The organism is Ruegeria sp. YTSC230, from assembly GCF_059609665.1.
Map to the genome: position 1 here is coordinate 12,346 of NZ_JBXWMC010000012.1, position 26,241 is coordinate 38,586.

The window sequence follows — 26,241 nt, forward strand, 5'->3', positions numbered from 1 at the left end:
AAAAGCGCTGGTGCGGGCGGTGGGACTCGAACCCACACGGGCGTACGCCCTTCAGATTTTAAGTCTGATATGTCTACCATTCCATCACGCCCGCTCAGCGTGCCAAGCCTCTGTTGGGCCTCAGGAACTCAGTAAGGCCAACAGATCACGAATTCAATGCGTTTCACCTGAGAAACTTCGGCGTCAAAACGTCCGGGTATCCCCTTCATTACCCATGCCGTTCCATCACCGCGATGCATCAATCACTTTCTCTTGGGTTGCATGACTCTTGCTTAACCTCCACTTGGAGTTAGGCTACGCTGCAAAGCAGAAAAGCAATTGAGTTACATCGTGAGCACTGAGCAAAAATCCTTTGATGATCGTATCGCGCAGATAAATAAACGCACAAAAGAAACGGCAAGTAGGAATCCCAAACCCAATACTGATAGCATATGGAAACGCCTCGCCTATCCAGGCGCGTTCATTGGGGCTTTTGTGCTTGGCTCCATAGTGGTTTTCCTGACCCGTTTTATTCAGTTTCAAATGGTAGGTGTGCCGGAAGCTGGCAAAGTAAACACACAGGATTTTATCGGTATCGCGATGGCCAGTATGGCGGGTATGGTCATTTCGATGTTTCTCAGGGACAAGCAAAAGGAGTTCGCAAGCGCCAGTACAGTTGGCGTCTTGTTAACTACTTTCACGTTCCACAATCTGGTTTGGGCCTATCCCGTTCAATTCGAACGGATGTATAGTGAGGACTGGGTTGAGTTCATGCAAAAGATTACCGAGCCCTCCAGCCTTTACGTCTTTGGCATTACTATCGGCTTAACCTGAACATCAAGCACCGATAAGGTCGCCTTTTTTGGCAAACTGCTCCTGCAAGAACACAAAGCTAAATACATTTACTTTGATGCCGCGCATCCATCGTTATCTTGGGAGGTTTGGTGAACCCGGAAAACCTAAGTACCGAGGGCCGACGGATCGATGCTAACTTCTGTGGCTAAGCGTGTCGCGCGCCATTCGAATTGGAATTTTGTTTCACCGTATCAACCGCCAACCAAAAACTAGGGCATGCGCGCTGACGGCGCCCCAATCCGAATGGGACAGATTCAATCTGTTCACACGGTCGTTCCGGCAAGCTATAGAGATTTAGTGGCCCACACGACTCCCCATTGGCGATTTAGATTATTGTAAAATAATGATACTTTAATTCGGTTGTATAAAGAGGCCCCCAAAACGGCCCCCAAATTCTCTATTCAAAGCTCTCCTAGACCCTCGTCAAATGTCGAAACAAACTGCAACATTTTTTCGCCGATGCGTTGGACAATGCTCTTTCGATCAAGAATCTTAGGCTTGTCTTTTAGCGCGCTTACAATCTCTCCTTGAAGCGGCTTCTTTCCCGTAAAGTGATATTGCTCGATCATAGCTTTGAAAGCATATGCATCAAGGTTCTCTGCTTTACAGACTTCTGCGATTGCATGCGACTTTTCCGCATCCCAAAACCCGTTGAAGGCCTCAGAAACACTTTGGCCTTCCGGCAAGTCAGCCATGTGTTGCTCGATGAATTTTTCAATCAGTTCCCGCTTGCTACGCAAATGTCTTTCTGACGCTAGCAAGTCGTAGACCATCTTCTTTTTTGCCTTGGAACTATCTCTGACCTTTGGATCGAGACTATCCGCCTCAGCAAATGCATCGGACAAAAGGGCTAGAATGTAAGCAACGTTGATCTCGTCTCGCTGGATAAGCTCTAGCTCAAAATCCACCTCATCAAGAATGGAGGCCGCTTCATCAGGCTTGTCAGCTTTGACTTTGTCATTGATATCCAGATACTTGCTTTTGTAGTCTTCAAAGGTCTGCGGCTCTAACGCCAGATCATTCGGATCATATTCCGTGAAACTGGTCAGAACATTGCGCAGCCGGATCAAATCACGGAACGCTTGCACAAACGCCAGTTGATCTTCTTCTGACTTCAACTCATTTACGCTGTCAGGGTCAGAGGCAATGCTTTTCAGAGCATCAACCGCTGCATTGAACCGCTCGAGGTAGTCGCCATAAGGCGCCATCAGGATTGTCTCGATGGCTTCCTTGTTGGAGAACAGCGTGATCGCCTGATCCGTGTTCGGCTTGAGATTGCGAAAGCAGACGATATTCCCCTGAGATTTCAGCTGGCCCAGCGTTCGGTTCGTGCGTGAAAACGCCTGGATCAATCCGTGGTATTTCAGGTTCTTGTCTACATAGAGTGTGTTGAGTTTCTTCGCATCAAATCCGGTCAAGAACATATTGACAACCAACAGAATATCCAGCCGGTCCTTATCCAAAGCATCCTTGCGGTCGCGGTCCTTCAGGCGTTTGCTCAAATGGTTGTAGTAGGTGTAAAACCCCGCACTATCTTTCACCGTTTCCTTGGTCTGATACATGGCATTGTAGTCTGAAACAAAGCTCTCCAATCGGTCACGCTTGTGCACATCCACGGGCATATCTGCCACGTTCAAGTCGGGATCACCAATCATGCCATCCGCATCGGGGTCCGCTTCATTTGGGCCGTAGGTGAAGATCGTAGCGACCCGTAAGTGGTGCTCGCCCGCCTCTTTCTTACGTCGAAACGTCTCATAGTAGGCGATCAGGGCATCAACCGAACTGACACACAGCATCGCGCTGAACTGCTTGCTATGGGTCTTTTTGTCGTGGTTCTGAATGATCCAATCGACAACGCCCTCGATGCGTTCAGGATTGTCGAAGAATTCACGCACATTGATCGCCGGAACCTCTTCGTCGATCAAACTGCCGTCTTTGCGCTTCAGCTTGCCCCAATACTCGACCGAAAACCGCAGCACATTTTCGTCGGCAATTGCGTCGGTGATCACATACTTATGCAGGCACTCGGCAAACAAATCTTTGGTCGTGCGCTTTCCCACTGCGTTATCCGCAAAAATCGGCGTGCCGGTGAACCCAAACATCTGCGCCTTGCTGAAAAACTCCACTATCCGTTTGTGTGTGTCGCCAAATTGCGAGCGGTGGCATTCGTCAAAAATAAACACCACGCGTTGATCTTTAACCGCCTCCAGCGCGGCGTCATAGCGGTCCCGAGAGATCGCCGTGTTCAGCTTCTGGATTGTGGTCACTATCAGCTTGGTATCGCCGCCTAGCTGCCCCACCAGTGCTTTGGTATTGTCCGTACCGTCCACCGAACCATCAGAGAAGTGGTTGAACTCCTTGGTGGTCTGATAGTCCAGATCAGCGCGGTCCACGACGAACACAACTTTGTCGACCTTTGGGTTCTCAATCAGCACCTGCGCTGCCTTGAAGCTGGTCAGCGTTTTGCCTGAGCCTGTCGTATGCCAGATATAGCCGTTCTTACGCCCGTTCTTGACCCGCCCATCAATCGCCTCAACCGCGTAATATTGATAGGGCCGCAGCACCATCAGGATCTTATCGCTTTCATGCAATACGATATATTTGCTGATCATCTTGCTGACGTGGCATTTCTCTAAAAACACATCGGCAAAGGCATCGAGCTGTGTCACCAGCGTGTTGTCCTCCTCGGCCCAGAAAAAAGTCTGCTTAAAATCCTGATTGCGGTTGTTGGCGTAATATTTGGTGTTCACGCCGTTGCTGATCACAAACAGCTGAACATATTGGAACAGCGCGCTATCCGCCCAATAGCTGTGACGTTGATAGCGGTTGATCTGGTTGAACGCTTCCTTCAGCTCCACACCACGCCGCTTCAGCTCGATTTGCACCAAAGGCAGGCCGTTGATCAGCAAGGTAACATCAAACCGCGTTTTGTGATGGCCCTCAACCGTGACCTGCGTGGTAACTTGATATTGGTTTTGACACCATTCCTGGGGGTTGAGAAATTGCAAATAGAGCGAGCTGCCATCATCGCGGGTCAGCTGCATCCGCCCGCGCAGGATCTTGGCCTTCTCAAACACATTGCCTTTGTCGAGATGATTGAGCACCTTGGCAAATTCACTGTCCGAGAGCGTCACGCCATTGTGCTTGCCCAACTGCGCACGCAGATTGGCACGCATGGCATTCATATCGGGCAAAACCACCCGGTCATACCCCAGCCCGATTAGACGTTTGACAAGATCGGCCTCAAGCTGCGCTTCGGATTGGGTCATAAATCGACCTCCAAATCTAATGAGGACAGTTCCTCCATTATGTCTCTAAATTCCGCGAGCTGGATCTCATAGTCTTCAAAGTACAAGTGAAACAGCCCTTCACTGTACAAAAGCTTGCCCTTAACAGGATTGGAGTCGTCTAGGTAGTCGTTGAAGTCCGGATTGTCTTCGTACGCAATTCCCTCAACCTCTTCAGAAGGCTCTTCCTGCACTTCATCGTCTAAAGCCATTTTGATCGGCAGGTACGTCGCGAACATATATCGAAGAATTGTTGCGGTAACCTCGTTGGTCACTTCGGCAAGACTGCAGGCGCTCTGTAGTTTCTTCGGCACGGCCTTGCCATGCGTTATGTCACCTCGAGCGTTTCTGAGCGTAGCAATTGCTAAGGCCAACGAAGCTCCTCGTGTGGCAAAATCATCTTCATAAACGTCATCATTTTCTTTAAGACACTTTAGCGCCCGTTTGATCAACTTGTCACTTTTGGCTTCGCTTGGCTTATCCAAATCGGAAGATTCCACGCCTTCTAGATTCACGATAATTGTCTTCGAAAATCCCTGTAGCAATGAATTGCAGCACTCTATCGCTGTATCCGGCCGTGACTGTTCATAGCTCAGAGCTTTGTCAATAATTGGCAGATAGTATTCAAACTCGGGAAGTTTATCCAAGTTTTCCGTTATCAAGTTTCTAAGTCGCTCCATTTTTGACCTATAAAAACATCTGCTGCTGCAGCCCTTTTTTAAAGGCCTGCATCTGCACTACCTGCCTCGCCATAACCTCGATTTTATCGTCCATGGCAGACAGTGCGTCGGCGATTTTGGTTTGCTCCGTTCGTGAAGGAAAAAAATGTCTCAACTTCAAGAAGTCTGTTTTGCTCAAAACTCTATTTCGGCCCGCACCACCCGGTGAAATGAGGTCAAGTTTTCGCCGAAATCTAGGATCAGAAATCACAATTTGAAAGTACTCTGGGCGAACAACATCTTTTCGGAACTCATAGGTTGGAAAACGATGCGAGACATAGCCGCCGTCATCTTGCTTTGGTACGATAGCGATAGCACCTTCCCAAGCAAACGTGATGTTAACTATCAAATCGTCTTCACGCACTACATAGAGAGTATCCATTGCAATTTTTTTAGGATCGCTATTTGGTTTTTGAAACGTACCTTTTCCGTGGCTGCGAATGCCAATCGCCAGGTAATTGCTTAATGGCTTTGGCTCGGCTCGGAAATTTGGAATGAGAAAATCAGATAGCTTTTTCTCTTCCCAATCCGGAAAGGCGGTGCCGTCGCCTTTAGTAAATCGCAGGGTCTGGCTGAACAGCGCCTGCATCAGCCCGTGTTTATAGCGCTCAAGCCCCGCCCGCCGCTCTTGCAACGCGGTGATCTTGGCATCCACCACTCCCAAAAACGCCGCAATTTTCTTTTGTTCGGGGAGGGAAGGAACCATTACAGGCAATGAGAGTACATCAGTCTTTGTGAGATTCTTCATAGAGCCACTCGTGCCGGTGGCCCGGTCTGTCAATTTCTGGCGGCTACGCTGATGTCCCAGCACAAATGCAGTCCATCCGGCAGAGGCAGTTTCTCGAATTTTTGCGGCCCAGAGCCGATCCGGTAAAAACAAATTGGGGAAATCTTCGGAAACAATCGCATTTGCACCGACCAGTGCAGGAGTGTTCATACGACTAAATATAATCGTACCAGATTGAACTGGTTCTCTTAAACGAACCAGTTCAAATTGGTCGTTGACCACTTTGTTTTCGCGAGGTTCGAACACTCCCAGTGTCACACAACTCGTTTTGAGGATTCCCTTTTCAGCACCTAGCGCAGGGCGGTCACCAGAGTTGACGCTGACTCCTGCACTTAACTCCGAAACAAGAGCGCCGACAGACTTTTCCTCCCAAGCCCCCTCAAACTCAGGAAACCTCAGCGCAGGCACCTGCGCCGCCACACTCATACCGGCACCTCAATGCCCAGTTCTTTGCAGAACCCAGCAATCTCCGCGTCCAGCGCCGCCATGCCTTCGGCATTTTTGCGTAGCTCCGCCGCCACCTCGGCCAAATCAATCGGCTCTTCGGGCTCAAACGTGTCCACATAGCGCGGGATGTTGAGGTTAAAGTCGTTCTCCGCCACTTCAGAGAGCGGCGCACGGTGGGAAAACCGCTCCTCCACCACCCTGCCCCGGTAGGTGTCGACAATCTTGGTGATATCCTCCGGCCGCAGAAAGTTCTGGTTCTTGGCCTTCTCAAAACAGGTGGAAGCATCCACAAACAGAATATCCTCGGGGTATTCGCGGCATTTTTTTAGCACCAGAATGCAGGTCGGGATCGACGTGCCGTAAAAGATATTGGCCGGCAGGCCAATGACGGCATCCAGCCAATTTCGTTCTTTGATGATATATTCGCGGATATGCCCCTCGGCCGCGCCGCGAAACAGCACCCCATGCGGCAGGATCACCGCCATGGTGCCGTTGTCATCTAGCTGATGCAGCATGTGCTGCACAAAGGCAAAATCCGCCTTAGACGCCGGTGCCAGCCGCCCATATTGGCTGTATCGGTCATCATTGAGCAACAGCGGATTGGCCGACCATTTGGCGGAAAACGGCGGGTTGGCCACCACCGCCTCAAACCGCTTGTCCACATGTTGCGGATGCTCCAGCGTGTCTTCTTGTTTGAGGTCAAAATTGCGGTAATGCACCCCGTGCAGGATCATATTCATGCGCGCGAGGTTATAGGTGGTGCGGTTCATCTCCTGACCGTTGAAATCGCCCACCTCGACCTCTTTGGCGACCCGCAACAGCAGTGAGCCGGACCCACAGGTGGGATCATAGACATTTTTGATCCGGGTTTTGCCGGTGGTCACAATCCGCGCCAGAATTGTGCTGACCTCTTGTGGGGTGTAGAATTCCCCCGCCTTCTTCCCTGCCCCGCTGGCAAACTGCCCAATCAGATATTCATAGGCATCCCCCAGCACATCGTTGTCGGCTTTCTCCAGCTCAAAGTCGATCTCGTCCAGATGAGTCAGCACCTTGGCAATAAGCGTGTTTTTGGCCTCCTCAGTGCGGCCTAGTTTGTTGGACGTCAGATCCATATCCGAGAACAGATCGTCAAAGTCATCCTCAGATTCCGTGCCCATAGTGGAGCGTTCGACATTGTTGAGAATGCGAGCGAGGTCTTCGAGAATGAAATTGCCCGGCTTGCTGCCCCGTTTGGCAACCGCACTGAACAGCTCGGACGGCTTGAGGTAATAGCCCAGCTCATCAATCGCCGCTTCCGCCACAGCATTTGAAATCGCTGATCCTTCCTCTGTCGTATCATCGAGTTCAGCAAAATCAATGCCATCTTCAGACAGCGCAGAATTGGCGTAGATGTAGAGCCGTTCGGACAGATATTTGTAGAAAATGAAGCCAAGGATGTAGTCGCGAAACTCATCCGCATTCATCTTGCCGCGTAAAGTGTTTGCAATGTCCCAGAGCTTTTGTTCCAGCTTCTTTTTCTGTTCGTCGGTCATTGCCCATCGCTCTCAAGTTGTGTTTGCCAATTGATGACGCAGAACGCGAGCAAGGGAAAGTCTCAACATTGTATTGCGGACTTTATCAGCTCAGCCTGACGCTCAATACCGACCGGGCAATAGGCGCTAACCGTTGTGACGACGTTGGAATGGCCGATGTTTTGAGAAAACGCCTTAAAGGCCTCGCGGGTTGGGTAGGAGGTGTCGGCCCATTTCACCAAGGTTTTACGAAACGCATGGGGTGTGAACGGTGGCAAATCAGCCTGCTCAAAGGCCTCTTTGATCACCGCGCGAATGGCGTTGGCATTCTTGTAGATTTCACGTTTGAAGCCCACCACCATGAACTCACCATCAACAGGTTTGATCTGTGGCGGTGGAAACAGGGGATCGTCCGGTCCGAATAACTTTTCCCGTTTCAGATAAGTCACCCACTGATCGAAACAGGTCTGATACGCAGCATCGACCGGCAAAAAATAAGTCGTAAAGGTCTTGGCGTTCTTGGTCCTGACTTCGCGCGCATCCTGATAAACGCAGCCGTCGATCGTGTTGATATGTTTGAGCCGCAATGAAGCAACTGCCCCGTCGCGTGCGCCGGTGAGCATCAGAAACGCAAACAAAGCCTTGTTGCGCAATTCAACATCTGTGGCCTCCGGCATGTAGTTGAAGGCGTGGCGAGCCATCTCCATGGAAGGGTAAGGCGTTTCCCGCGTGGCCCGTGCCACCCGTTGACCTTTGGCGTCCATGTTGAAGTAATCTGCATCAGAATGGCGGATACGGCTCTTATAGCCGGGCTGGTCGGCCAGCCAAAAAATGAACGCCTTGTTCGCTGCCAGCACCGAGGCAATTGTCGATTTTGACAAGGGTTTGCCAGTTGCCTTGCCAATTTCAGCATTGATACGGTCGTGAAACTTGATCGCCTGCTCAATGTGAAACCTTTTGAAGGTCGCGTAATTTGTGCTGGCCTCGAATCGCAATATTGCTTCCGCCGCTTTCAGAACAGTTCCTGCATCCTTCCGCTTGGCGGTCTTAAGATATTGCAGATAGCGGCGCTTGATCCGCTCATTTTCCTCGTTGAATTTCCTCATTTGGTTCCTCCTTAAAGATTGTGAAAGTTTGAGGGGGTGTAGGCGGTGTCACTTAGGGTACGCTGTTTGCCTTGTTCGACAACTGGAACCGTTGAGAGAATTCTCCAAGGCGCGACTTAGAAATCATGCGGGTGCAAGTGCAGCCGCATCTGGTGCAAACACCTTTCAGGAGAACCGTTTTATTCTGCATTGGCCATGCTGTAGCGGCCATCTCGACAGGTTGGCGGGCAACTCCGCACCCTGGGCAGAAGAAATCATCCGGCCCAAGTGGACGTTTGGCGGCCTTGTACTTTGCCCGAAGATAGGAACGGATTGCCTCACCGGAAATTAGGTAAGGCTTGCGGGGACTCATGACCGGAAGACCGTCCTTGATCCAACTACGAATGGTCGCTGGCGTTTTACCCAAAGCTTTTGCAGCTTCATTGATGTCATATGTGAGTGCCGCTTTAACCGCCATCGGGTTGGCGCGCTTACCCATCATCCCGATCCTCAAAGAGCGCCCGAATGTGTTCGACTTTCCAAACTGTGGTACGCGGCCCAAGCTTTTGCGGTTGCGGAAAACGCCCATCTTTGACGCCTTGCCACCATGTTGATTTTGAGACGGGAATTGGACCCGCCGGGGCCAAAATTTGAGAAAGTCTCACGAACCCTGTTAAAGGGAAGTTACCAGTATCAGACATTGTTCCATCTCGTTTTTTAAAGATGAATCAGGTCTAACGTGGTCAGGAATGTTACTGGCCGAACTAGGTTTGGGCGAAACCGAATTCGGTTACTTTTCGGAGTCTTGGTCCAACAGTTCCGAAGCTTCCTTGAGTTTCTGGCGAATAGTATCATCGCTAACTGAAAGGCCGAGCCGGTCCAGAATTCCTTCAAGCTCCTTGGGGAGCGGACTCCTCGAAGCCTTTGGGTTAAAGCCATAGGCGTCCACCGCCATTGCAATTATCATTTTGTAAAGGGTTTGGCGCTCGCGACTGGCAACCTCTTTTGGACCGCAGTCTTGAAGTGTACCTTCAAATCGCTCCAACTCCTGTTTAGTGAACCCAAGCTCCGACAAAGCTGGCCAATCTCCAGACGGGTAGTATCCGCGAACGTCATGCACCCTTATTCGGTCGTCTGGAAACATGCTTGCTAAGGCTTCTTTATCAAACGACTCCATTACCTGGAAAACGTGTCCATCATCGCTTTCAACAAAGAAGCCGTCTAAGGAAATCAGTTCCCCTCCGGTGTTCGTCAAATACGCTCTCAGATAATCTTCAAGAGCGCCACATAGCTCTAGCCGCAAACGATGTGGGCCGTCCAAAATCGAAATATTTTTTCGACCGTCTAAAGAAAAAAAATCTTCGAACTGAACATTCACTGTTTCCCCTTCCATTCTGGAAGGCAGAATAAGTTTGTTCTCCTTGTCGAGCGACATCGGCACCGAGCGGGTTTCATAGACAACTTCTTGCGCAGAGACATGTCGCATAAACCAATGAAGGCAAATATGGCCGTCAAGCGCCAGCTCAAGAACAGCTGCCGAACTCACTTCTTCTCCAAGCGTCAGAGAAAGTCTGTCCGCAGCATCGTCAATGGAATACCACTGTTTAAGTTTGTAAATCTTTTTCAAATCAATGCTCAGGTTGGTCCGATACTATCCAACAGTGCCGCCCACCAATCTGCAAGCCTTACACGTTCATCCCAGTATTTCCCCCTATTGTATGCCTTGCGCACATCATTGCGTTCGACATGTGCAAGAGCCGCTTCAATTGCGTCAGGGTTCCAATGCCCGCTTTCATTCGCCAGCGTGGAAAAACTAGCGCGAAACCCATGCGCAGTCATTTCGTCTCCGGAATACCCCATACGTCGCAAGGCTGCGTTCAAGGTGTTGTCTGACATAGGGCGATGCCAAGAGCGTAACGAAGGAAAGAGATATTCTGCTTCTCCTGAAATCTCCCGCAGCTCCGTCAAAAGTTGGATAGCTTGGTTTGGCAAAGGCACATGGTGATCCCTGCGCATCTTCATTTTGGCCGCAGGGATGGACCACACCTTCGCCTCAAAATCTATCTCCTGCCATTTCGCCTGTCGGATTTCGCCCGGCCTTTGCGCCAACATTGCTAACAGTTGCAGCGCAATTCGTGTGGTGGCTTGTCCATCAAAGCCTTCAATAGCAGTGATCAGCGCACCTAGCTTCTCTGGATCAGTGATTGCAGCGCGGTGTTTTCGGTTCGGGCGTATCAAGGCATCTTTAAGCGCATAGGTGGGATCGGTTTCGGCTAACCCGCTCGCAACGGCAAACCGAAAGACGGACCCAATCCGAGCACGCAAACGGTGAGCTGTTTCATAGTTGCCCTTAGCTTCGACTTTGCGAAGACACATCAGGATCATTGGTGCGGTGATTTCGGTTATAGGTTTCCGCCCAAAATCCGCGTTTGCGAGTTTCAAATGATAACTTGTTTTGTCGAGAGTGGCTTTGGTTTTGCCCTCTTTGCGTTGTTTCTCCAGAAATGCATCGCCAATCTTCGCGAAAGTGTGGCTCTGCGCCTCTCGAGTTTCGCGCTTGGCTGCCTTTTTTGCCTCAGATGGATCATTGCCTTGCGCAATCTTGGCACGGGCTTCTTCTTTGATCTGTCGCGCCTGTGCCAATGAGATAGCTGGATACGCACCCAGCGACAGTTTCTTCTCTTTTCCATGCAGCCGATATTTAACATTCCAGAGCTTTGAACCGGCTGGGGTCACGAGAAGATAAAGCCCCTCAAAGTCCGAAACCTTGTATGGCTTTGCTCTAGGCTTGAGATTTCGAATCTGAACATCGCTAAGTGGCATCTGGGGGCCTCACTTTTTCATCAAAGTCGCGAAGCCCCCAAAAAGCCCCCCAATCTGGGGGCATCTCACCAAACACTATAGGACAGCGTTGGACAAAGAACATCGCCAAAATCCATATATCACACGGATTTTCGGATGTCTTTGGACTTGAGGGAATTGTATAGTGGTGCCCCCACACGGACTCGAACCGCGGACCTACTGATTACAAATCAGTTGCTCTACCAGCTGAGCTATAGGGGCGCTGGGTGTCGATTACTTTCTCTTTTAACGGACTGCAAGCCTCAATTTTCATCCAAACTTAGGGATTTTGGATTTTCGTTGTGATGCGACCGATCACCTTTAAGTAGGGGCTGTGGATTTGACTGTCCCTGGCACAGCCTGTAACTCGACAGGCAGGTTCAGGAATGCAAGGACAAGAACCAAACATGCAGGTTGCAATCCACGCAGGCGCGGCTTTTACCGATGAGGGGCGACTGCTCAGGTCGTTGCAAGCCAATGGGGACGTACTGGCTCGAAATGGTGCGACTTTCTTTGGTCCTCGTCGTTACCGGCAAGTGTTCAAACCCGCATTTCAGGCCTTGAATACGCGCCCTCCATTACCGGATGAGATTGAGAGTATGCGGGGCAATCTTCCAATCCACCCAGAGGCAAAGCGCGCCATTTTCACCAGCGCCGAATTCATTGGCGAGAAAGACCTGGTTCTTGCCGGTGGGCAATTCTATCCTTCCGCGGGCAAACGCTTATCTGTTCTGGAAGAGTCCTTTAGCGATTGTCAGTTGGAATTGTATCTGGCGCTCAGGAACCCCGGTAGTTTTATCCCAAAACACCTGATGTCATTACCGGAACAGGCGCGCGAGGACGTGATCCGCAACAATGATCTAAGTCACCTCAGCTGGGTTGAGATGATCGAAGATGTTCGCGACTTTGCCCCCGCAGTGCAGATCACCCTGTGGTGCAATGAGGACATCCCGCTGCTGTGGGGGGACGTTGTACGCAGCGTCGGCGGGCTTGCTGCGGACGCCACGATCAAAGATGAGTATGACCTGCTGATCTCGTTGCTGACTGAAGAAGGTCAGTCACAAGCGCAGGCGATTCTGGACCAGGTTTCAACGCTTTCACAGGCTGAAACCCGAGACGTTCTTGCAGACATTCTGGCAAACCATGCTCAGTCGGACAAAATGGAAGAAGAACTGGACCTGCCCGGCTGGAGCGATGAGATCATCGACGCATTTTCCGAACTGTACGAGCAGGATCTGACCAAGTTGGAAACGATGGCCGGGGTGAAGGTTCTGAAACCCTAACCCCAGGCCCGGCTCACATGCCCAACGCTTCCTTATACATTTCAAGTACCGCCTCTTCTTCGGCGATATCGTCCTTGTCGCGTTTGCGCAGCGCGATGACCTTGCGCATCACTTTTGTGTCGTAACCGCGGGCTTTGGCTTCGGCCATGACCTCTTTCTGCTGCTCCGCCAGGTCCTTTTTTTCGGCATCCAGGCGTTCGATCCGTTCTACGAACTGACGCAGCTCGCCCGCTGTTACACGGTAGTTGGCGGCGGCCTGATCTTCGGTCACGTCTTCCATATTCATCTCTCCAAAAGGCTGCGATCTGATGCATTAGCAACGGCAGTTAGCCGGATACCTTGCCGCCGCGTGGGCTGCAAGCATCCAATCCTCGATGGGCTTGTGCGTGGTCGGTCGATCCGCTAAGCGCAAACAGGATTTGCGGAAAAATGTGGGGAACCATGTTCGAATTCATCACCTGGGGCGGTGCCGCCCTGTCACTTGCAGGCCTGCTGGGGCTGGTTTGGTGTATCCTGCGTGTGATGAAAGCGCGCAAATCCGGCCTGTCGGACGATGAATTGCGCGCCGCTGTTCAAAGCGTTCTGCCGTGGAATCTGGCTTCACTTTTTCTTTCGGTGATTGGCCTGATGCTTGTGATCCTGGGAATCTCGTTCGGCTGATACTTCGCCTCAGACCGGCATATTGTCGAACTGCGCCTCTATGGCATCTTCGCACAAAGCCGCATCCAGATGCCGCAGGCGCGACGGCACGTGCATGCCTTCCTGACGCATCCGATCAATCACTTTGGTTACACTGGGCTGAAGCGCAAGCCGGGTCTCAAAACAGGCATTCTGCAGCTTTTGCTCCAGATGTTCGGCTTCGGAATACAAACTTTTTGCAGACATTTTATTCCTCCCAATTTCTATCACTGTCGCCGATATAGGTAACGGTTTTAAGACCCGGTTATCTTGGCGAACAAACGCGCGGAAATCTGCCTGTCGCCCACCCGGTATCGGCAACCTAAGGCAGAATGATTAAATTCTAATCGGATTTGGATTAACTTGCCTTGACACGCATCAAATCAAAGAATGCCGGTTGCATCATATTCTGAAAAACATATATGATAAACTGCGCGCTGACGGAGAGCCAGATGACACCAATTGTGAAAGCGTTTTTCGACCCTGAAACCAATACGGTCTCATACCTTGTGCAGGAACCCGAAGGGACGGCCTGCGCAATCGTCGACAGCGTTCTGGACTTCGATCACGCCTCGGGCCGAACGAAGACCGACTCGGCGGATCAGATCGTCGCTTATGTTCGCGACAATGAGCTAAGGGTCGAGTGGATTCTGGAAAGCCATGTGCATGCTGACCACCTTTCAGCGGCACCCTATCTGCAACAGGAACTGGGCGGAAAGATCGGCATCGGTGAACAGATCGTAACGATCCAGGAAACCTTCGGGAAAATCTTCAATGAAGGAACCGAGTTTCAGCGCGACGGCAGCCAGTTCGATGCTTTGTTCCGCGATGGCGACAGCTTCCATGTTGGACAGATGCGTGGCGATGTTTTCCACACGCCCGGCCATACGCCCGCCTGCATGACATATGTGATCGGAGACGCAGCTTTTGTCGGTGACACGCTGTTCATGCCGGATTTCGGCACTGCGCGATGCGATTTTCCCGGCGGGTCTTCGGAAATGCTGTTCGAGTCTATCCAGAAGATTCTGGCCCTGCCGGATGAGACGCGCATCTTTGTTGGCCATGACTACAAAGCGCCGGGGCGCGATGAATTTGCGTGGGAGACAACAGTCGGAGAGCAAAAAGCCCTGAACGTCCATATCGGACAAGGCAAATCAATCGAGGAATTTGTCGAGATGCGTGATGCCCGCGATGCGACCTTGCCTATGCCGCGCCTGATCCTGCCGTCTCTGCAGGTCAATATGCGCGCCGGACAGATGCCGCCTGCGGACGAACAGGGCGACGTATTCCTGAAGGTGCCGATCAACAAGTTGTGACGCAGACCCAACAGGCGAACTGAGGATAACAAATGTACATTGAATGGATTTGGGGGCTTGCCGGTGGCCTGCTGATCGGGCTGGGCGCTGCAGTCTACCTTTTGGGCAACGGGCGCATCATGGGTGCCAGCGGGATTCTGGGCGGGCTGGTTGATGGCAGTGACCGCAACTTGGAACGCTTAAGCTTCATCGCAGGCGTCGTCGCGACACCGCTTGTTTTGAGCCCCCTGCTCTCTTCTGCGCCCATGACACATCTGACCGACAATTTCGCAGTGATCGTCATCGCCGGCCTTTTGGTTGGCGCAGGAACGCGCATTGCCAATGGATGCACCTCGGGGCACGGGGTATGTGGTATTTCTCGATTCTCCGTCAGGGGCATCATCGCGACGTTGATCTATATCGGCGCAGGTGGGGCAACAATTGCCCTGATGCGCCATGTATGGGGGCTGATTTGATGCGGGTTCTCGTATCAATGCTGGCTGGATCTCTGTTTGGTGCCGGCCTTTTGATCTCGGGCATGACCGATACCACCAAGGTTCAGGGGTGGTTGGATGTGTTCGGGAACTGGGATCCCACCCTGGCATTTGTGATGGGCGGCGCGATCCTGCCGATGCTCATCGCGTGGAGAATGACGGCCCACCGCAGGCCGCTGACCGGTGGTCAGTTTCCTAAGATGAGCCCGCCCGAGTTGGACCGTCGCCTGATTATCGGTTCCGTGATGTTTGGCATGGGCTGGGGCTTGTCCGGGCTTTGTCCTGGACCTGCCATCGCGTCCATAACCTATGGCGGCCTTGGCGGCCTCGTGTTTCTGGCTGCGATGATCACAGGAATGTTTGCGGCGCCCGGGCTTGGTGCACAACTGGACAGATCCGCAAACGCGGCCTAAGCAATTGCCATGGAGATTCGACCAATAACCCCCCGCTATGCCGTCTCGCCCCAAATCACGGTCGAGGACGTCCCAGCCATCGCCGCAGCTGGTTTCGTTAAGGTCATCTGCAACCGTCCCAATACGGAAGTTCCACCAACCATGCAGTCGGATGCAATCGGACAGGCCGTCCGGGCAGCCGGGATGGAATATGAGGTTCTGGAACTGACCCACCAGACCATGACGCCCGGCAATGTTGCCCTGCAACGAGAATTGGCTGAAAGCTGCTCTGGCCCCGTCTTAGCCTATTGCGCGTCGGGCACGCGCTGCTCGGTGGTTTGGGCTTTGGGTCAGTGCGACCACATGAGCGCAGACGAGATCCTCGAGGCCACAACCAAGGCAGGTTACATGCTGGACAACCTGCGCCCCGCGCTGGAGCATATGCGCGGTTCTGACGGCTAAGGACCTTTGGCGCTCAGGTCAGGTTGCATCGGGAACGTCGTCCAATCCCGTCAGACCTGCCAGTTGCGAAATCTCGGCCGCCATCTGATCCGGGCTACCAAAGCCCAGATCGCCCTCCAATTCGTTCAATGCCACTTCATCTATCGGTACGACCTCATGCGCGGGATCGATTGGCATCGGATCTTTCAGAGTGTCCGGAACTGGCGCGCTGCTTCGCGCTTCCAGAAACTCGGGCATTTCAGCTTGCTCCAGCGCCGCAGCCGAAGCACATTCGTTCAACCGTACTGCGCGCATTCCTCCGCATTGTCCCAAACGTCCAATTGCAGCCCGCGTTCGACCAATTGTCAGGATTTCCGCGCGATCTAGCCGTGATCCGGTCAACGGTAGAACGTCCCCAACTGACAGCCCGGACAGGGTTACCAATGGCACTGACATCCTGCCGATCACCGTATTCAATTCGGCCCGGACAACCCCCGACGCTTGCTCAAGCTTCGGGCCGGCAGCAACTTGAATTTCATCATCGGCCCCCTGCTCTGACGGTGTATCGGGCAACAGGACTGTGATCTGCCCCTGTCGTAGCCCGCCGCCAAGTTCTACCGTCAGGTCAAACACGCGATATGCGTCTTCGACCATAGCCAGCGACAATGAACGCAGATCCGCCATCCGCGCCCGGAATTCATAACCGGCAAGACTGGATTGATCGGCGGCTGTATCGACCAGCGCGACGGCCCTGATCAAAGCGTCTTCGACCAGCGGCGCTACCATTGCTGCATCCGTATCTGTGTACTCCCGTGCTGTTGGCGGGTTCGGCATAACTTCACCAATTGTCTGCACTTGCACGATCGCTGACACGACCCCCATATCCACGCAAATCGCAGCGGACATCCCGTCCGCGTTGCCCAGGCGCAGCAGCATCCAGTCCGCATCAATCACCTCAGCCAGCGTGTCCTGAGCTTTGAGAGACTGCCTTGCACCGATCACCGATAGCGGCAGCTGGAACTGATCCCCTGCCGTTCGCGCAAAGGCCAGTCGAAGGGCACGAAGAACGGAACGCGGCTTTTCACCTTGCTCTTCTTGTCCCGCTGAAAGTTTGCGCGCCAAAGCTGTGCTGACAGACTGCGTCATGGCCGATACCGATTTGAGTTTCTGAACCTGGTATCCGGTCTAACCCGAGGCGGGTTACCAATGTCTTTATGTTCGCATTATTGCGCAGCTTGCCGGTGCGCCAGCGGAAGGCGGACGCGAAAGGCCGCGCCGCCCTGCCCAGGAAGATAACTGATCTCGCCGCCCAGACGCTGCATGATCTCGCGGCAGATCGCCAGACCCAGCCCGGCGCCACCCGCCTTGTCCCCACCGACACGGGCAAACTTTTCGAACACCATCGACTGCGCTTCGGGCGGGATACCACTGCCGTTATCGGTGAAATCAATAACGACCTGGCCCCCGACATCATGGGCCGAGATGGTCAGAACGGGTTCATCCGCATCGCAGTATTTCTGCGCGTTCGAAATCAGATTGATAAAGACCTGCCCCAACCGATCAAGATCAGTGTTCAGCGGAATACGCTCGGACGGTCGCGAGCGGCGAATTCTAAGTTTTGGGTGCGATCCTGCCAATGCGCTTGAAACCGCCCGATCCAGGATCGAACCAAGGGTATCCCCACCCATATTCAGGCTTACACGACCGCTTTCCAGAACGCTCAGGTCCAGCAAATCGTCCAGCAGGCGCGTCAGCCGCAGGGCTTCATCATGGATGATCGCGGCATAGCGCGTTTGCTCTTCAGCACTCAAACCATCCGTATCGCGCATGATCTCGGAAAAGGCCCGGATTGAGGTCATCGGCGTCCGAAGTTCATGGCTGACCTGACTGAGGAAACCGTCTTTTTGTTCGGAGATCTGCGTCAGCTTGGTATTCGCCTCACGCAGTTGGCGCGCGGTTCGGCTGAGCTCGGCGGATTTGGCCTCAAGCTGGCTGGAATACTCCAACAGTTCCGCCGACTCGTCAGCCACCGCAAGCAAGTCCTCAACCGAAACGGACGATCCACCGACAATCTGCCCGATCATCGCATGGGCCGTAGCCGCGCCGACCGAGCCGCTGAGTTCACGTTCCAGTCTTTCCAAAAAACCCGGCGTGGGTTCCGGCAGGCTTGTCCGTCCACCCTGTGCTTCGGCCTCGTGCTGAAAGAACTCCTGCGCCGGGCCAGAGCCCAGAATGCGCTGTGTCATGATCATCAGGTCTTCGCTTTGCGCCACCGACCCGGTCCAGCCAGCCGGTGAGACCGAGTGGTCAAAAACATTGACGAACTGCGCACCCTGAAGACGCTCCAACGGGCTGGGAAAGCTCAGCAGGGACGCGGCGCAGAATGCAGCCGTGTTCAACGCCAATGACCACATAACCGAGTGGACCATGGGGTCCATTCCTTCGATCCCGAAAAGGGCCCTTGGGCGCAGCCAGCCCCACCCGAAGGGACCGTTCTGCAACACCGAGTCGGGCATTATTGCCCCGCCCATCCCCGGTAGTAACAAGGTGTAAATCCACAGCACAAAACCAACCGTCAGCCCCACCAACGCCCCGGTTCGCGTGGCCCCGCGCCAGAACAACCCTCCTACCAGCGCTGGCAGGATCTGGGAAATGCCCGCGAAGGCCACCAGCCCGATCGACGCCAGTGCAGCCCCACCGCCCGACAAGCGGTAGTAATAGTAACCCAGCGCCATGATGACCGCGATGGACACGCGCCGCGCCATCAGCACCACGTTGCGAACATCACCCGAGACCGAACCCGCCCCCCCTTGCGTGCTTAGCCAGATCGGCATGACCAGATGGTTCGACACCATGGTCGACAACGCCATTGCCGTCACGATGACCATAGACGTGGCCGAGGAAAACCCGCCGATAAACGACAGCATCGCTAGCCAGTCGTTCCCCTGCGACAAGGGCACCGTCAGCACGAACAGGTCGGGATTCGAGCCTTCGGGCATCAGGTCCAGACCCACGACGGCGATGGGCACAACAAACAGGCTCATCAACAGCAGATATAACGGGAAAGCCCAGGCAGCGGTTCTCAAGTGCCCCTCATCCGCGTTCTCTACCACCATCACCTGAAACATCCGCGGTAGACAGATGAATGCGGCGGCCGAGAGGAAAATGAAGGTCGTCCAACGTCCGGCATCCACGTTCCATTGCCCAATCTCCGAGGCATCGATGCGATCCATCATCGGGCCAATCCCACCCGCAACGCCCCAAACAACGAAGATGCCGACCGCAAGCAAGGCGAACAGTTTGACGACCGATTCCAACGCAATGGCGGTGACCACACCGTGGTGACGCTCATTCGCGTCCAGATTTCGAGTGCCAAATAGGATAGCAAATACCGCCAGGCCCGCAGCTACCCAAAACACACTGGAACCTTCTCGGTAGAGGCCCGAGGGATCAGCCTCGGCAAAGATGGAAAAAGACAGTGTAATGGATTGCAGCTGCAACGCGATGTACGGCGTTCCACCCAAAACGGCCAGAATGGTCACGCAAATGGCCAGCGTGTTGGATTTTCCGTATCGCGAGGAAATCAAGTCTGCGATGGATGTTACCCGCTGGGTGCGTCCGACCCGAACGAGCTTGCGCAGACCCCACCACCAGCTGAGCATCACCAGCGTTGGCCCAAGGTAGATCGTAACAAATTCCAACCCGGACCGCGCAGCATTTCCGACCGCGCCGTAAAAGGTCCAAGCCGTGCAATAAATCGACAGCGACAATGTATAGATCAGCGGAGACCGCAACCACGCCCCTCGGCCAGCGGCCGCCATCCGGTCAGCGGCAAAAGCCACCGCGAACAACAGAACGACATAGCCGAGGCAAACCAGGATCAGAACGTTTAGTGTGGCCATCAATCCGACTCTGCCTCGGCATCGTCACTTACAACCATTCGTCTGGCTGCAAATCCAAAGATCAGACTGATTATGATCAGCAAAGCCCAGCACGCGAAGATATACAGAATTGCTGAAGACAGCGGCACACCATCATCAGATGAACCTTGGCTTGGCCAGAGCAGCGGAATGGCAACAAGAGCCGCCCCCAGAATGGGCAAAAGACGCGCGGCATCCATCAACCTGCGGCGGCGATAACTTTGACGCTCGAGAAATAGCGAAGGCCGGACCCCTTGGGGTTTACGATCTTCGCCCGTGTTCATGACCGCGTTGCCTGCGCGTGCAGGTCTCGTACCGCTGTCAGCACTTCGGCGTTGGAAAACGGTTTGGTCATAAAGCGGCTGACCCCGGCATTTTCAGCCATTTCCCGGTCGCGCGATTGCCCGCGCGCGGTCAGCATCAAAACGGGCAAATGCTGCATGCCCTCAAGCTCGCGCAGGTTGCGCAAAATCTCCATCCCGCTTTTGCCGGGCAGCATAACGTCCAGAATGACCAGATCAGGGTTTGCGCCCTGAATGACTTCTATCGCATCCGACCCTTCTGCGTGCGTTTCAACCTGCCATCCCTCGCGGGTCAGCAAAAATCGAATGGCCTCAGCGATGTTGGGCTCATCCTCAATTAACAGAACCTTACGGCTCATATGTTCCATTCCTCCCCATGACAGGTTCTGTCCGTGAACCTGTCGGCGTCAGCTTAAGCCTTCTGTCAGGAAACTGTCAAAAACCTTCGCTCAAAATCGACGGCTCGCGGCGCGATGCACAGGCGTCATTCGGGCAAACCCGGCAGCTTGGGCCGACCCGGGTCACGGATTGCGCGCTCGGAGCCCCCTCTTCCACCGCTCGGACAAGCATGACTGAATGATAGGCCGGCGCATCGTCATATCCTGAAACTGCCTGCGGCCACGCGTAGGCATAGCAGTCGAACTCGGCCGCTGTTCGGCCCAATTGCACAACACGTTTGCGGATCGGAACCAATGGTCTGTTCAGCGCCTGAAAGATGGGCCAAAACGGGCAGGCTTCGCCAAAGCGTGGCATGGCGAAACCCGGCACGGATTTACTGAACAGGATACTGCCGGACGCGTCACAGACCACCAGCCCGGTGGGCCGCCCTAGATATCCTTCGGGCAATGTAGCCAGCCGCCGCAGGACTGTCGGGATATCTACTGAAAACCGTGCCGCCAGAGCCAGCGGATCAGGCTCGGCCTCGGTCAGAGCCTTCTGTAAGTCGTCCAGAGGCATGGCTCTGACATCTGCGGCGTAGGTATCCAGATATCCCTTGGTCACAGTCCGCGCTGCCGCCGATTCAATTGCGCTCAGGTCAATGTCCGCGCCGCTTCCGCCCGCTTCTATCTGCGGGAAATGGTAGCTGTTGGCCTGAAAAAAAGCCTCAGCATCCTCCGAGGGAACACCGCGGCGGTCATCGTCCGCCTCAGAATCATCCAAATATGCCACTAGAGACTTGGAACTGTCAGCTAGCCTTTCAGCATCCTGGTGCAGGTTACGGTGGAACCGATCGCGCCACTCGGGCTCGATTTCCTGCGTGTCGGCCAGAATCCCTGCCGTTGAACGAATGGCAGCGGCCGTTGACAGCACCTCGTGCATCGACGCGGCAAGATGTGGATCATGCGTCAGTCGGTCGGACAGGGTTTCAACCGTGCGCTCAAGCGAGACGACCCGGCGATGCATCTGCGCCAGAACTCCGGCCCACCCGGGAAACCGACCTGCGAACTCTTCCAGCGCGTCCACTTCGGCCTGTTGTCCAACCGCATCTGCAGCAGCCTCGCGCAGCGCTGAAATCAGCGTCGCCTCAATCCCTTGGGTCAGCAGCGAAGGCTCAACAGACAGCGCATTGGCGATATCCACCAACAACTTGCCTCCGATCCGGCGGCGATTGTGTTCGATCAGATTCAAATAGGACGCCGAGATCCCAACCTGCCGCGCAAGCTCGGCCTGCCGTAAACCTGAGATTTGGCGTCGCTCGCGAATGCGGCTACCCGTCAGCGTGTCGCGCATGTTATTTCACCCAATTCACTCAATCGTTTTCAAAACTCCCTTTAGATTTCTAGTTCTTAACTGGTAGTTTTCATAGCCTATTTACAATCTTCACAGGCTTGACCACAAAATACCAAGACCTTTTGCCCCTGCGACCGGCGCGCAATCCGCCAAATCTGCATCCACCCTCTTCTAATTTTCCTGAAATCCTTGCACGATAGCCGAATGAGCGATCCAGCTTTCGAATATGCCCCCATCGGATTGGTCGAGTTGGAAAACCGCATCATCCGACGCTGCAATCTGCAATTCGCCCGCACCTTTGGCGGCGAAGAAGCAGAGTATCGCAACATGCCCCTATTGCACCTCTACCCTTCGGTCGCGGATTGGGAGAGGATCGGACAGCGCAGCCTGAAAGCGATGCAGGACACAGGATATTACACTGACGAACGGGTCATGCGCCGGCGCGACGGGGACTTGTTTTGGTGCCGTGCACGCGGACGATCCCTGACACCGGACGACCCGTTTCGCCATGGCATCTGGAGCTTTTCCGACATCTCAGAAGACCGCCCGCTGGTCGAACTGACAACCCGCGAACGCGAAGTTGCCATCATGTCCTGCCGTGGTCTGTCCGCCAAGGAAATCGGCGTCGAGTTGGGGCTGAGCTATCGCACAATCGAGGCTTACCGCGCCCGTCTGCTAGAGAAGTTCGGCGCGCGCAAACTACCTGAACTTGTGGCAAAACTCTCAGGCATGCCCCTTTAATCCGTTTCCCCCCGAAATATTGGGCAAAACCCCCATCTGACATGCCGAGACTGCGCTTTTCATGACCGTCCGCATAGCTTATAACGCTGCGTAATCAGACCAAAGCCCGCGAGAACAGACGGGCCAAAGGGGAACCGTCGAGGACACTCATGACAGATACCAAACACGAAGCGGACGTGGCATTCATCAAGGCACTGGCCGAACTGCTACGCGAAAATGACCTGACCGAACTGGAAGTCATGCGCGAATATGGTGATGACGACAGTTTGAATGTCCGCGTCAGCCGTATGTCGCAGGTCGCGCCCGCCCCTGTTCAGATGGCCGTACCGGCAGCGGCACCAGCACCCGTAGCAGCAGCCGCTGCACCTGTCGAAGCTCCGGCGGCACAGGAAGATCCGGCCAGCCACCCGGGCGCTGTCACCTCGCCCATGGTAGGAACCGTTTATATGCAGCCCGAACCGGGCGCACCTTCCTTCATCAGCGTCGGCGCATCGGTGTCCGAAGGCGACACACTGCTGATTGTCGAAGCGATGAAAACCATGAACCACATTCACGCGCCCAAATCCGGAACCATCAAACGCATTCTGGTCGGTGACGGTGATGCGGTGGAATTCGGCACCCCTCTGGTCATCGTTGAGTAAGGCGGTCCCATGTTCGACAAGATCCTGATTGCCAACCGAGGCGAGATCGCCCTGCGGGTCATCCGCGCTGCCCGCGAGATGGGGATTAAGACGGTCGCCGTCCACTCCACCGCCGATAGCGACGCGATGCATGTGCGCATGGCGGACGAATCGGTCTGCATCGGCCCTCCGCCCAGCCCGCAAAGCTACTTGTCGGTGCCTGCGATCATCTCGGCGTGTGAAATCACTGGTGCACAGGCGATCCACCCTGGCTATGGTTTCCTGTCCGAGAATGCCGAATTCGTGCAGATCGTCGAAGATCACGGCATCACCTTTATCGGCCCCACCGCCGAACACATCCGCGTCATGGGCGACAAGATCACCGCCAAGGACACGATGAAAGCGCTGGGTGTGCCTTGCGTTCCGGGTTCGGACGGCGGCGTGCCAGATCTGGAGACCGCCAAGAAAATCGGCGAGGAATTTGGTTATCCCGTCATCATCAAAGCCACCGCTGGCGGCGGCGGTCGCGGTATGAAAGTCGCGATGAGCGCGGATGAGATGGAAAGCGCATTTATGACCGCACGTGCCGAGGGCAAAGCCGCCTTTGGCAATGACGAGGTCTATATCGAGAAATACCTGACCACGCCCCGCCATATCGAGATCCAGGTCTTTGGAGACGGCAAGGGCAAGGCTGTGCATCTGGGCGAACGCGACTGCTCGCTGCAGCGCCGCCACCAGAAGGTGTTTGAAGAGGCACCCGGCCCCAGCATCAGCACGGAAGAGCGCGCCAAGATCGGTAAAGTCTGCGCGGACGCCGTGGCCAAGATCAATTATATTGGCGCCGGAACCATCGAGTTCTTGTATGAGAACGGTGAGTTCTACTTCATCGAGATGAACACCCGCCTGCAAGTAGAACACCCGGTGACCGAGGGCATCTTTGGCGTCGATCTGGTGCGCGAACAAATTCTCGTCGCAGCTGGCGAACCGATGTCGTTTGGTCAGGACGATCTTGTGATCAACGGCCACGCCATCGAGGTCCGGATCAATGCAGAAAAGCTGCCGAACTTCTCACCCTGCCCGGGCAGAATCTCTGCCTTTCATGCCCCCGGCGGTCTTGGTGTTCGGATGGATTCGGCGCTGTATGATGGGTATTCGATTCCACCATATTACGACTCGCTGATTGCCAAGTTGATCGTACATGGCCGCGACCGGGCCGAGGCGCTGGCACGACTAGATCGCGCATTGGGCGAACTGATCGTGGACGGTATCGATACAACCGTGCCGCTGTTCCATGCGTTGCTGCAAGAGCCGGAAATCCACAACGGTGATTACAACATTCACTGGCTGGAACACTGGCTTGCGGCGAATATGGCCCAATAAAACCAAGGGACCAGAGGGCACTTGCGCTCTGGTCCCCGGGTATCGCGCATGAGCCTGACCCCTGAACTTTTGCTACACGGCTATTCCATTGGAATTTTCCCGATGGCCGAACACCGCGATGACCCGGAACTGTTTTGGGTCGATCCCAAATTTCGTGGCGTTTTTCCGTTAGATGGCTTTCATATCTCGCGCAGCCTCGCACGCCGCATTCGAAAGTCCGGCTTTTCCATCAGCATCAACCGCGATTTTGCCGGAGTGGTCGATGGCTGCGCTGATCGGGCAGACACCTGGATCAATGCAGAATTGCGCCACCTTTATCAGCAACTCCACCTCGCGGGCCGGGCCCATTCGCTGGAGGTCTGGGATGAGGACGCACTGGTCGGCGGCGTTTATGGCGTTACGCTGGGTGCGGCGTTTTTCGGCGAAAGCATGTTTTCCCGTCGAAAGGATGCCTCGAAAATCGCGCTGGCCTATCTTGTGGACCGCTTGCGCCAAACCGGATTTCTCTTGTTTGACACCCAGTTTCTGACCGCTCATCTGGCGTCTCTGGGAGCGATCGAGATTCCGCGCACGCAATATCGGAACACGCTTGAAGAGGCGATCAATGCCAGTGCGGATTTTGTAGCAGCAGTGCCTCAGTCGCCCGATGCAGTGATACAGCGCATCACCCAGACGTCATAACGCGCATGGTCCAGCGCGTTCAATGCGGGCGACGTGGCAATCATCCAACCGTCAAACAGTTGATCTGTCCTGCCTTTTTCCCAGATCGTCAGATAGGCAAATGCATCACCGGTCGGGTTGTCCGCTGGATAGCGACAATCGCCCAAGGCCACATCCAACCCAAAAACCGGCAGTGTCTGACCATTCCGCATTTCAACATCGACGGTCTGACCGCTGACCTTGTCCAGACCACGCAGCATTGCGCCAGGACCGGATTGGGCTTTTTGCTGGGCCGTGGCCTCCGTCGCGACCAGCAACGCTGCAATCAGGGCAAATCGCTTCATTCGCTTCCGTCCCCGGCCACAAACTTGACCAGCAGGGAAATCAGACTGACGGCACCTTGCGTATCTTCGACCTGATCGCCCGCTTCAAAGTAGAACGGCGAACCACCCGGCATAACCTCGACAAAGTTGCCGCCCAGCAGCCCTTCGGATGAGATGACAATCGCGCTGTCGTCCGGCACCAGAATTCCGTCAGAGATCGAGAAGGTGGTATCGGCGCGATAGGTTTCGGGATTCAGGTCTACACCGGTTACAGTGCCAATCTTGACACCAGCAAGGCGTACGTCGGTGCCGACGCCTACCCCTTCCAAGGAACGGAAAGAGGCGCCCAGTTCATAGCCGCCACTGCTTTGCGACAGGCCGGTGGATTGGCTGGCGTAAACGCCAAATGCGACGGCACAGGCTAAGACGACCCCACCGACCAGAACTTCGGTTGCATTATAACTCGACAT

The 26,241-nt window shown here is 54.3% G+C and carries 29 protein-coding genes and 2 tRNA genes; 11 read left to right on the forward strand and 20 right to left on the reverse strand.

Annotation, left to right across the window (positions count from 1 at the left end):
* Positions 1-8 precede the first annotated feature (8 nt).
* Positions 9-94, reverse strand: a tRNA-Leu gene (locus tag AC2FD9_RS20100).
* A gap of 224 nt (positions 95-318) precedes the next feature.
* Between AC2FD9_RS20100 and AC2FD9_RS20105 the strand changes: the two genes are divergently transcribed.
* Complete coding sequence (locus tag AC2FD9_RS20105; protein ID WP_496838573.1) at positions 319-813, forward strand: hypothetical protein; 495 nt, start codon at positions 319-321, stop codon at positions 811-813.
* Between the two features lie 422 nt (positions 814-1,235).
* Here AC2FD9_RS20105 and AC2FD9_RS20110 read toward each other — a convergent pair whose 3' ends face one another.
* The 10 genes from AC2FD9_RS20110 to AC2FD9_RS20155 form a co-directional block, all read right to left on the reverse strand.
* Positions 1,236-4,103, reverse strand: a complete 2,868-nt coding sequence (locus tag AC2FD9_RS20110) for a type I restriction endonuclease subunit R (protein WP_496838575.1) — start codon at positions 4,101-4,103, stop codon at positions 1,236-1,238.
* Positions 4,100-4,768, reverse strand: a complete 669-nt coding sequence (locus AC2FD9_RS20115) for an abortive infection family protein (RefSeq protein WP_496838576.1) — start codon at positions 4,766-4,768, stop codon at positions 4,100-4,102. Before AC2FD9_RS20115 ends, AC2FD9_RS20110 begins: the two co-directional genes overlap by 4 nt.
* Positions 4,769-4,808: 40 nt before the next feature.
* Positions 4,809-6,053, reverse strand: a complete 1,245-nt coding sequence (locus tag AC2FD9_RS20120; RefSeq protein ID WP_496838578.1) for a restriction endonuclease subunit S — start codon at positions 6,051-6,053, stop codon at positions 4,809-4,811.
* On the reverse strand, positions 6,050-7,606 hold the full coding sequence (locus AC2FD9_RS20125) for a type I restriction-modification system subunit M (RefSeq protein WP_496838579.1): 1,557 nt from the start codon (positions 7,604-7,606) through the stop codon (positions 6,050-6,052). The genes AC2FD9_RS20120 and AC2FD9_RS20125 overlap by 4 nt, the downstream gene beginning before the upstream one ends.
* Positions 7,607-7,668: 62 nt before the next feature.
* Complete coding sequence (locus tag AC2FD9_RS20130; RefSeq protein ID WP_496838581.1) at positions 7,669-8,691, reverse strand: site-specific integrase; 1,023 nt, start codon at positions 8,689-8,691, stop codon at positions 7,669-7,671.
* 52 nt (positions 8,692-8,743) lie between these two features.
* Complete coding sequence (locus AC2FD9_RS20135; protein ID WP_496838583.1) at positions 8,744-9,169, reverse strand: helix-turn-helix domain-containing protein; 426 nt, start codon at positions 9,167-9,169, stop codon at positions 8,744-8,746.
* Positions 9,162-9,371: a helix-turn-helix transcriptional regulator gene (locus tag AC2FD9_RS20140; protein WP_496838585.1), complete on the reverse strand. Its 210-nt coding sequence runs from the start codon at positions 9,369-9,371 to the stop codon at positions 9,162-9,164. Before AC2FD9_RS20140 ends, AC2FD9_RS20135 begins: the two co-directional genes overlap by 8 nt.
* An 89-nt stretch (positions 9,372-9,460) precedes the next feature.
* Positions 9,461-10,297 carry a hypothetical protein gene (locus AC2FD9_RS20145; protein ID WP_496838586.1) on the reverse strand — a complete coding sequence of 279 codons (837 nt, stop codon included), beginning with the start codon at positions 10,295-10,297 and terminating at the stop codon, positions 9,461-9,463.
* A gap of 8 nt (positions 10,298-10,305) precedes the next feature.
* Positions 10,306-11,493 carry a tyrosine-type recombinase/integrase gene (locus AC2FD9_RS20150; protein ID WP_496838587.1) on the reverse strand — a complete coding sequence of 396 codons (1,188 nt, stop codon included), beginning with the start codon at positions 11,491-11,493 and terminating at the stop codon, positions 10,306-10,308.
* 164 nt (positions 11,494-11,657) lie between these two features.
* Positions 11,658-11,733, reverse strand: a tRNA-Thr gene (locus tag AC2FD9_RS20155).
* A gap of 164 nt (positions 11,734-11,897) precedes the next feature.
* On the opposite strand from AC2FD9_RS20155, the gene AC2FD9_RS20160 reads away from it, so the two are divergent.
* On the forward strand, positions 11,898-12,794 hold the full coding sequence (locus tag AC2FD9_RS20160) for a hypothetical protein (RefSeq protein WP_496838589.1): 897 nt from the start codon (positions 11,898-11,900) through the stop codon (positions 12,792-12,794).
* Between the two features lie 13 nt (positions 12,795-12,807).
* On the opposite strand, the gene AC2FD9_RS20165 is transcribed toward AC2FD9_RS20160, so the two are convergent.
* Positions 12,808-13,074: a DUF2312 domain-containing protein gene (locus tag AC2FD9_RS20165; RefSeq protein ID WP_058272185.1), complete on the reverse strand. Its 267-nt coding sequence runs from the start codon at positions 13,072-13,074 to the stop codon at positions 12,808-12,810.
* Between the two features lie 161 nt (positions 13,075-13,235).
* On the opposite strand from AC2FD9_RS20165, the gene AC2FD9_RS20170 reads away from it, so the two are divergent.
* Positions 13,236-13,454 (forward strand): hypothetical protein, encoded by a 219-nt coding sequence (locus AC2FD9_RS20170; protein ID WP_109313464.1) that lies wholly within the window; start codon positions 13,236-13,238, stop codon positions 13,452-13,454.
* Between the two features lie 9 nt (positions 13,455-13,463).
* On the opposite strand, the gene AC2FD9_RS20175 is transcribed toward AC2FD9_RS20170, so the two are convergent.
* A complete protein-coding gene (locus tag AC2FD9_RS20175; RefSeq protein ID WP_058277021.1) occupies positions 13,464-13,679 on the reverse strand; it encodes a hypothetical protein in 216 nt (71 codons plus the stop codon).
* 245 nt (positions 13,680-13,924) lie between these two features.
* Between AC2FD9_RS20175 and AC2FD9_RS20180 the strand changes: the two genes are divergently transcribed.
* From AC2FD9_RS20180 to AC2FD9_RS20195, 4 genes are read left to right on the forward strand one after another with little or no spacing between them, the layout of a single operon-like run.
* Positions 13,925-14,788, forward strand: a complete 864-nt coding sequence (locus tag AC2FD9_RS20180) for an MBL fold metallo-hydrolase (RefSeq protein ID WP_108861820.1) — start codon at positions 13,925-13,927, stop codon at positions 14,786-14,788.
* Positions 14,789-14,820: 32 nt separating this feature from the next.
* Positions 14,821-15,243 carry a YeeE/YedE family protein gene (locus AC2FD9_RS20185; RefSeq protein ID WP_282169169.1) on the forward strand — a complete coding sequence of 141 codons (423 nt, stop codon included), beginning with the start codon at positions 14,821-14,823 and terminating at the stop codon, positions 15,241-15,243.
* Positions 15,243-15,674, forward strand: coding sequence for a DUF6691 family protein (locus AC2FD9_RS20190; RefSeq protein ID WP_108861819.1), 432 nt, complete (start codon positions 15,243-15,245; stop codon positions 15,672-15,674). Before AC2FD9_RS20185 ends, AC2FD9_RS20190 begins: the two co-directional genes overlap by 1 nt.
* Before the next feature lie 9 nt (positions 15,675-15,683).
* Complete coding sequence (locus AC2FD9_RS20195; protein ID WP_108861797.1) at positions 15,684-16,115, forward strand: protein tyrosine phosphatase family protein; 432 nt, start codon at positions 15,684-15,686, stop codon at positions 16,113-16,115.
* Positions 16,116-16,133: 18 nt separating this feature from the next.
* On the opposite strand, the gene AC2FD9_RS20200 is transcribed toward AC2FD9_RS20195, so the two are convergent.
* From AC2FD9_RS20200 to AC2FD9_RS20220, 5 genes are all read right to left on the reverse strand, one after another.
* Positions 16,134-17,240 carry a FliM/FliN family flagellar motor C-terminal domain-containing protein gene (locus AC2FD9_RS20200; RefSeq protein WP_496757874.1) on the reverse strand — a complete coding sequence of 369 codons (1,107 nt, stop codon included), beginning with the start codon at positions 17,238-17,240 and terminating at the stop codon, positions 16,134-16,136.
* Between the two features lie 77 nt (positions 17,241-17,317).
* Complete coding sequence (locus AC2FD9_RS20205; protein WP_496838592.1) at positions 17,318-19,996, reverse strand: ATP-binding protein; 2,679 nt, start codon at positions 19,994-19,996, stop codon at positions 17,318-17,320.
* Complete coding sequence (locus tag AC2FD9_RS20210) at positions 19,996-20,298, reverse strand: hypothetical protein (RefSeq protein WP_058272191.1); 303 nt, start codon at positions 20,296-20,298, stop codon at positions 19,996-19,998. The genes AC2FD9_RS20205 and AC2FD9_RS20210 overlap by 1 nt, the downstream gene beginning before the upstream one ends.
* Positions 20,295-20,675 carry a response regulator transcription factor gene (locus tag AC2FD9_RS20215; protein ID WP_058272302.1) on the reverse strand — a complete coding sequence of 127 codons (381 nt, stop codon included), beginning with the start codon at positions 20,673-20,675 and terminating at the stop codon, positions 20,295-20,297. The genes AC2FD9_RS20210 and AC2FD9_RS20215 overlap by 4 nt, the downstream gene beginning before the upstream one ends.
* 76 nt (positions 20,676-20,751) lie before the next feature.
* Entirely contained in the window at positions 20,752-22,047 is a 1,296-nt protein-coding gene (locus AC2FD9_RS20220; RefSeq protein WP_496699769.1) for a helix-turn-helix domain-containing protein, read from the reverse strand.
* A 204-nt stretch (positions 22,048-22,251) separates the two neighbouring features.
* On the opposite strand from AC2FD9_RS20220, the gene AC2FD9_RS20225 reads away from it, so the two are divergent.
* The 4 genes from AC2FD9_RS20225 (at position 22,252) to aat (ending at position 25,469) form a co-directional block, all read left to right on the forward strand.
* Positions 22,252-22,788 (forward strand): LuxR C-terminal-related transcriptional regulator, encoded by a 537-nt coding sequence (locus AC2FD9_RS20225; protein ID WP_496838594.1) that lies wholly within the window; start codon positions 22,252-22,254, stop codon positions 22,786-22,788.
* Positions 22,789-22,937: 149 nt separating this feature from the next.
* Complete coding sequence (gene accB / locus AC2FD9_RS20230) at positions 22,938-23,429, forward strand: acetyl-CoA carboxylase biotin carboxyl carrier protein (protein ID WP_058272194.1); 492 nt, start codon at positions 22,938-22,940, stop codon at positions 23,427-23,429.
* 9 nt (positions 23,430-23,438) lie between these two features.
* A complete protein-coding gene (gene accC, locus AC2FD9_RS20235; protein ID WP_496838595.1) occupies positions 23,439-24,788 on the forward strand; it encodes an acetyl-CoA carboxylase biotin carboxylase subunit in 1,350 nt (449 codons plus the stop codon).
* Positions 24,789-24,836: 48 nt separating this feature from the next.
* A complete protein-coding gene (aat, locus tag AC2FD9_RS20240) occupies positions 24,837-25,469 on the forward strand; it encodes a leucyl/phenylalanyl-tRNA--protein transferase (RefSeq protein WP_496838597.1) in 633 nt (210 codons plus the stop codon).
* On the opposite strand, the gene AC2FD9_RS20245 is transcribed toward aat, so the two are convergent.
* Positions 25,424-25,792, reverse strand: a complete 369-nt coding sequence (locus AC2FD9_RS20245; protein ID WP_496838599.1) for a DUF2155 domain-containing protein — start codon at positions 25,790-25,792, stop codon at positions 25,424-25,426. The genes aat and AC2FD9_RS20245 overlap by 46 nt on opposite strands.
* Positions 25,789-26,241, reverse strand: a complete 453-nt coding sequence (gene mlaD / locus AC2FD9_RS20250; protein ID WP_058272198.1) for an outer membrane lipid asymmetry maintenance protein MlaD — start codon at positions 26,239-26,241, stop codon at positions 25,789-25,791. The genes AC2FD9_RS20245 and mlaD overlap by 4 nt, the downstream gene beginning before the upstream one ends.